The sequence below is a fragment of the Pseudomonas sp. P5_A12 genome, assembly GCF_056400685.1.
Genome location: NZ_JBFUKU010000314.1, coordinates 1 through 5,921, shown reverse-complemented (window position 1 = coordinate 5,921; position 5,921 = coordinate 1). Strand labels below are relative to the sequence as shown.

The following is a 5,921-nucleotide window of genomic DNA, read 5'->3' as shown; positions in this document are numbered from 1 at the left end:
GATCAGACGGACTTCATTCTGGCGGGATAAGGAGGTCATCTCCACAAAGTTGAGCTGAAAGTAATTGAGGTGTGTGGCGGTTGCCACACACCTTTTTTTGTGTGCCCGGAAGGCCAGCCGCCGCACCGGGATGTCCGAAGTGGAAAGCCAGAATTACGCCATGTAAAGAAAACCTGACAAAATCCACGGATTAACCCCGTAAATTCGCCATTCCCAGGATGCTGTAAGAAAACGCTTACGCACCAGCGCTTTACTTCCTCCTTCCAACCCTCTGGCCCGCTTGTTTCATCGCTCCACGCAGGGTGTTATGCGCGCCATGCCAGTCGTGCAGGTGCATAACAAAAAGGAGGCGCAATGAACGCCGCAATCCATATCCATCTCTATGCTAGAGGCGGTTTTCCTGCCTTTCCCGTCGATGATCCGCAAGGATCTGACCCATTTTTTGCAGCCACCCGAGCCTCTCGGGGCGGACACAGGCAATCCCRGCCATAGACACGCTTGTCCAGCGGGTCTGGCAGCAGGGGGTTACAGGTGTACAATGCGCCGCGTTTTAACTGTGACCTCCTGCGCAGCAGCGCAAACCTCAAGGCTATCCGCCTTGTTCACTCCGCCGCGCCACAAGCGTGTCGGGTTCGATTTCGTCACAGATAAAAACAAACAGGTGACGCATGACCGTTGTAAATACGCAGAACGTGAGACCCTTTTCATGAGTGGACAAACCTCGCAGTCAGGCGAGCTCAAACGCGGCCTGAAAAATCGTCATATTCAATTGATTGCCCTCGGTGGCGCGATCGGTACCGGCTTGTTCCTCGGCTCGGCCGGGGTACTGAAATCCGCCGGCCCGTCGATGATCCTCGGCTACGCCATCTGCGGCTTCATTGCGTTCATGATCATGCGCCAGCTCGGCGAAATGATCGTTGAAGAGCCCGTTGCCGGTTCCTTCAGCCACTTCGCGCACAAATACTGGGGCGGTTTTGCCGGCTTCCTGTCGGGCTGGAACTGCTGGATCCTGTACATTCTGGTGGGCATGTCGGAGTTGACGGCGGTCGGCAAATACATCCACTACTGGGCGCCGGACATCCCGACCTGGGTCTCGGCAGCCGGATTCTTCGTCCTGATCAATCTGATCAACCTGGCCAACGTCAAAGTCTTTGGCGAGGCCGAGTTCTGGTTCGCGATCATCAAGGTCGTTGCCATTGTGGGCATGATTGCCCTGGGCAGCTACCTGCTGGTCAGCGGCAATGGCGGCCCGCAAGCGGCGGTCAGCAACCTGTGGTCCCATGGTGGTTTCTTCCCCAATGGTGTCAGCGGTCTGGTGATGGCCATGGCGATCATCATGTTCTCCTTCGGCGGTCTGGAAATGCTCGGTTTCACCGCTGCTGAAGCCGACAAGCCAAGAACCGTGATCCCGAAAGCCATCAACCAGGTGATCTACCGGATCCTGATTTTCTACATCGGCKCGCTGGTCATTTTGCTGTCGCTGACGCCATGGGACAGCCTGCTGGCGACCCTGAACGCGTCGGGTGACTCCTACAGCGGCAGCCCGTTCGTACAAGTGTTCTCGATGCTCGGCAGCAACACCGCCGCGCACATCCTCAACTTCGTGGTGCTGACCGCGGCGTTGTCGGTGTACAACAGCGGCACCTACTGCAACAGCCGTATGCTGCTGGGCATGGCCGAACAGGGCGATGCGCCGAAGGCCTTGTCGAAGATCGACAAGCGTGGCGTGCCAGTGCGTTCGATCCTCGCTTCGGCGGCGGTGACGCTGATCGCAGTGCTGTTGAACTACCTGATCCCGCAAAGCGCGCTTGAACTGTTGATGTCGCTGGTGGTTGCGACCCTGGTGATCAACTGGGCGATGATCAGCTACTCGCACTTCAAGTTCCGCCAGCACATGAACAAGACCAAGCAAACGCCGCTGTTCAAGGCCCTGTGGTACCCGTACGGGAACTACGTCTGCCTGGCGTTCGTGGTGTTCATCCTGGTCGTGATGCTGCTGATTCCGGGGATCCAGATCTCGGTGTACGCGATTCCGGTGTGGGTCGTATTCATGTGGGTCTGCTACGGCATCAAAAACAAACGCAGCGCCCAACACGCGCTGCACGCAGCAAGCTCCAGCGCGAAGTAAGCGCAGAGCGCAGAAACAACAAACCCGGCCAATGTGCCGGGTTTTTTGTTTTTTTGCGTTAACTTTAGATCGCGCTGTAATCCAATTCCTACATAAGCATTCATCGTTTACTACAGTGATTTCTGAAATTTTTAAAAAGTTAGCTGATGCTCGTTAATTCAGAAGCGGCCTACACCCTGCCTAATGCTTTTTTTGCCATAGTCTGCCGCTTTGAATACATCAAGGATTAGCGCTTATGGCCAGTCACAGCTACATGAGTATTACCGGTAAGCGACAAGGGCTTATTTCTGCCGGCTGCTCAGGCCAAAGCTCGCTTGGTAACAAGTGCCAGTTTGCGCATCAGGACGAAATCATGGTGCTGGCTTATTCGCACGATATGGTCACCGGTAATGATGGCAGCATTGCAGGTGCCCGCGGCCAGCACAGGCCAATCATGATTACCAAGGCTATCGATAAGTCATCGCCTCTATTGGCCAGTGCACTGCATGAGCGTGAAGAGGTCGATTGCATTATCAATCTCTACCGCACTGCCTCGGCGGGCGGGCAAGAGCGATACTATACAATTCATCTTACAGGTGCGCGTATTGCGCATATCAGTCAACAAATTCCCCACGCTATTCGTATGAACGATGCAGAGCCGCAAGAGTTGGTGTCTATTCGATATAGAGAAATTGCTTGGGCGCATGTTCCAGGGGCAACAAGTGCTTACAGTACTTGGGGAAATTAAGATGAATGAAGATGCCTGCGATATCCATGATGTGACGAATGCGGCCTCTGAGTTGGTGGCGATTGGGTGCAGCATTGGCATGGCGCACTTTTCTGATGGAGTTACGCGGCTTCGCTTTAGTTCGACTGTTGCATCCTTCGCAGATGAGGTTATTCAAGCGGTTGATGAAGGGCTCATCAGTGCGTGGCAAGGGCTCCAGGAATTAAGAGCTGAACACGAAGAGTTATTGTCGAAGGCGCTTTTTTATACTCAAAACGGTATCGGTGTTTTAGCCGGCGGGATGCAAATTGAAGTCGGAATAGCGATTACGGGTGCGTCGTGGGGGATCGGGGTCGTGCCAGGTTCGCTTCTAATCGGTCATGGGGCAAATAACATCGCCGAAGGGGTGATGAATATTTATAACGGTCCCGATGCACCTAGTGTTCAAGGTCCTCTTAGGCGCGGCTATCAAGCTCTTTTTAGGGATAGTTATAAGGGTAACATGGCTTATTATTCGACCGATTTGCTTTTGTCTGGCTATGGTATGTTTAGAGAGGTACGCAAGGCGGGTTCATCGCAGCTTTTTAGGTATGATCCCATAAGTAATGTGCCGGCTTATCAGCAATCTGGCGTTCTAGCTTTGTTTTTTGAGGGTTTGGTTGATTCTATAACTTTAAACTCAATGCTCAAGGAGTCGTCGATGGAACGTGGTAATTGATGTCGTGCAGCATAACGATGTTATGTGGTTCCTCGTAGTTTTGGGATGTAGAAGCGCAACCCAAATAATGCAATAGGTATATATGTTGCAATGTAGGTAATGTTTAAAGCTCGTCCCTCTAGTGGTATTATTTCGGTTATTGCCCAGACAACTGCTCCCATAATAGGAATTGAACAACCTAAAACCAAGCAGGTCACAGCCAAATGGTATCGAATGTTTTCAAATGACATAAAATTATAGGTCCGTTGGTGTGAGATTTGAGATTAATATAGCCATTCAAAACAAAGCAACTCCCCATTTGAAAATACGAAAACTCCGAAAGAAAAGACAGGCATGACTTCCTGGACTCACCTGCTCCAGTGAGTACCAGTTATTCATACCAATATTCGCGGTATCCTGACCACCCTGAACCCGGACGCTTTTCCATGCTGGTGATTTCCAACAATGTGCATCTGCCGGATGCCGAGATCGAGTTGACGGCCATCCGCGCCCAGGGCGCCGGCGGGCAGAACGTCAACAAGGTTTCCAGCGCCGTGCACCTGCGCTTCGACATTCCGGCCTCGTCCTTGCCCGAGTTCTACAAGGAGCGGTTGCTGGCGCTGCGCGACAGTCGCATCACCAGCGAAGGTGTGTTGATCATCAAGGCCCAGCAATACCGCACGCAGGAGGCCAATCGCGCGGATGCGCTGGAGCGGTTGACCGAGTTGATCCTCAGCGCGACCAAGGTCGAAAAGAAGCGTCGCCCGACCAAGCCGACCCTCGGCTCGAAGAAACGTCGGCTCGAATCCAAGACCAAGCGCGGCAGCATCAAGGCCGGGCGAGGCAAGGTGGACTTCTAGCGCGCGTCTCTTTCCTCTCGATACCTTGGCGCCTGCCGGTACAAATAAACACTCAGTGCCAAGCCGCTCAACGCAGCAATGGCGGCGAACAGGAATATCGAAGCAAAACCAAACCCCGCTGCAATCGCCCCCGCCAGTGGCCCGGTAATCCCCAGCGACAAATCAATGAACAGCGAATAAGCCCCGACCGCCGCGCCACGGCTGGAGTCGGGTACCAGGTTGACCGCCTCCACGCCCAGCGCCGGAAACACCAGCGAAAATCCGAAACCGCTCAGCGCCGCACCGGCCAATGCCCAATGGGCATCCGGCGCCAGCCACAGCAACAACAACCCCAGGGTTTCCACGGACAGGCAGGCAATCGCCACGCGGAACCCGCCGAGGCGGTTGATCAGGTTGCCAAACAACAGGCGCGCGCCGATGAAGCTGGCGCCGAATAAACTCAGGCACAACACGGCGTTGTGCCAGTGTTGCGTGGCGAAATACAAGGTGATGAAGGTGGCGATGGTGCCGAAACCAATCGAGCCCAGCGCCAGCCCGCAACCGTGGGGCAGCACGCGTCCCAGCACATGCAYGAACGGTAAACGCTCACCGGCCACAATCGGTGCGGCGGTTTTTGGCCAGGCCAATGCCAGGCCCAGAACGGCCAGCAGCACAATGCTCACGCCCATGCTCCACAAGCCCAATTGATTGACCAGCAATACGCCCAGCGGCGCGCCGATGGCCAGCGCGCCGTAACTGGCGATGCCGTTCCACGAGATCACTTTGGCGGTGTTTGCCGCACCGACCCGGCCGATGCCCCAGCCAATCGATCCCGAGCCGACCAGGCTTTCCGCGCTACCGAGCACCAGGCGGCCAATCAGCAGGCTGATCAGGCTCAACGTCGGCAGGCTTTGAGTCCAGGCGGAAATCAGCATGAACACACCGCTCAAGCCGCAACCGGCCAGGCCGTACATCACCGCCAGTTTGCTGCCCTTGTTATCGATGATTTTCCCGGCATAAGGCCGGCTGAGCAGGGTGGCCAGGTATTGCACGCTGATCACCAGCCCGGCGATGACTGCGCCGAAACCGAGGTCGCTGTGGACGTAGCCGGGCAATACGGCCAGGGGAATGCCGATATTCAGGTAGCCGATGAAAGTAAACAGAACGATGGAAACGACTTGCAGCGTGACCGCCAGGGGGCGCTGGTTTTCAGACATGGGTAAAGGTCCACGGGAAAGCAGGATAGATAGGCTGCTTATGATAGCGGCGCTAGCGGTCGCGGGTCGTGGAAAAAGTAAAACTATTTGCCGGGCGGCGTGGGTCAGGGTTTGGCGGGGGCAACCAGTTGCGTCGTGACCAGGGCGGCCAAGGCGTTTTCTTGAGTGCCGAAGCGGGCGAGCAGCGCGGCTTGTTTCTCGGGGGAGAGGCGATTCCAGATCTCGATCATCTTCTCGGCAGTGCCGATCAAGACGCTGGCTTGGGTTTCGGAGAAGTCATCAGTCATGGCGTGGAACTCGGGGTTCAGGCGGTGTGGAAAGCGCATGTTAGCGC

6 protein-coding genes are annotated in these 5,921 nt (G+C 55.3%); 4 read left to right on the top strand and 2 right to left on the bottom strand.

Annotated features, from left to right (window positions below):
- Positions 1 to 706: 706 nt before the first annotated feature.
- The 4 genes from AC1DSG_RS26445 to arfB all read left to right on the top strand — a co-directional run bounded on the left by AC1DSG_RS26445 (position 707) and on the right by arfB (position 4,391).
- Positions 707 to 2,128, top strand: a complete 1,422-nt coding sequence (locus AC1DSG_RS26445; protein ID WP_477793524.1) for an amino acid permease — start codon at positions 707 to 709, stop codon at positions 2,126 to 2,128.
- Positions 2,129 to 2,363: 235 nt separating this feature from the next.
- On the top strand, positions 2,364 to 2,855 hold the full coding sequence (locus AC1DSG_RS26440; protein ID WP_477793523.1) for an Hcp family type VI secretion system effector: 492 nt from the start codon (positions 2,364 to 2,366) through the stop codon (positions 2,853 to 2,855).
- A 1-nt stretch (position 2,856) separates the two neighbouring features.
- A complete protein-coding gene (locus tag AC1DSG_RS26435; RefSeq protein WP_477793522.1) occupies positions 2,857 to 3,552 on the top strand; it encodes a DUF4225 domain-containing protein in 696 nt (231 codons plus the stop codon).
- Between the two features lie 425 nt (positions 3,553 to 3,977).
- Entirely contained in the window at positions 3,978 to 4,391 is a 414-nt protein-coding gene (gene arfB / locus AC1DSG_RS26430; protein WP_008010994.1) for an alternative ribosome rescue aminoacyl-tRNA hydrolase ArfB, read from the top strand.
- Here the strand turns inward: arfB and AC1DSG_RS26425 are convergent.
- Both AC1DSG_RS26425 and AC1DSG_RS26420 read right to left on the bottom strand, forming a co-directional pair.
- A complete protein-coding gene (locus AC1DSG_RS26425) occupies positions 4,388 to 5,587 on the bottom strand; it encodes an MFS transporter (protein WP_477793521.1) in 1,200 nt (399 codons plus the stop codon). The genes arfB and AC1DSG_RS26425 overlap by 4 nt on opposite strands.
- A gap of 104 nt (positions 5,588 to 5,691) precedes the next feature.
- Positions 5,692 to 5,874: a hypothetical protein gene (locus AC1DSG_RS26420; RefSeq protein ID WP_477793525.1), complete on the bottom strand. Its 183-nt coding sequence runs from the start codon at positions 5,872 to 5,874 to the stop codon at positions 5,692 to 5,694.
- Positions 5,875 to 5,921 lie beyond the last annotated feature (47 nt).

Coding starts and splice junctions, on each gene's coding strand:
- arfB (WP_008010994.1), top strand. CDS start 3,978: ATGCTGGTGATTTCCAACAATGTGCATCTGCCGGATGCCGAGATCGAG.
- AC1DSG_RS26440 (WP_477793523.1), top strand. CDS start 2,364: ATGGCCAGTCACAGCTACATGAGTATTACCGGTAAGCGACAAGGGCTT.
- AC1DSG_RS26420 (WP_477793525.1), bottom strand. CDS start 5,874: ATGACTGATGACTTCTCCGAAACCCAAGCCAGCGTCTTGATCGGCACT.
- AC1DSG_RS26435 (WP_477793522.1), top strand. CDS start 2,857: ATGAATGAAGATGCCTGCGATATCCATGATGTGACGAATGCGGCCTCT.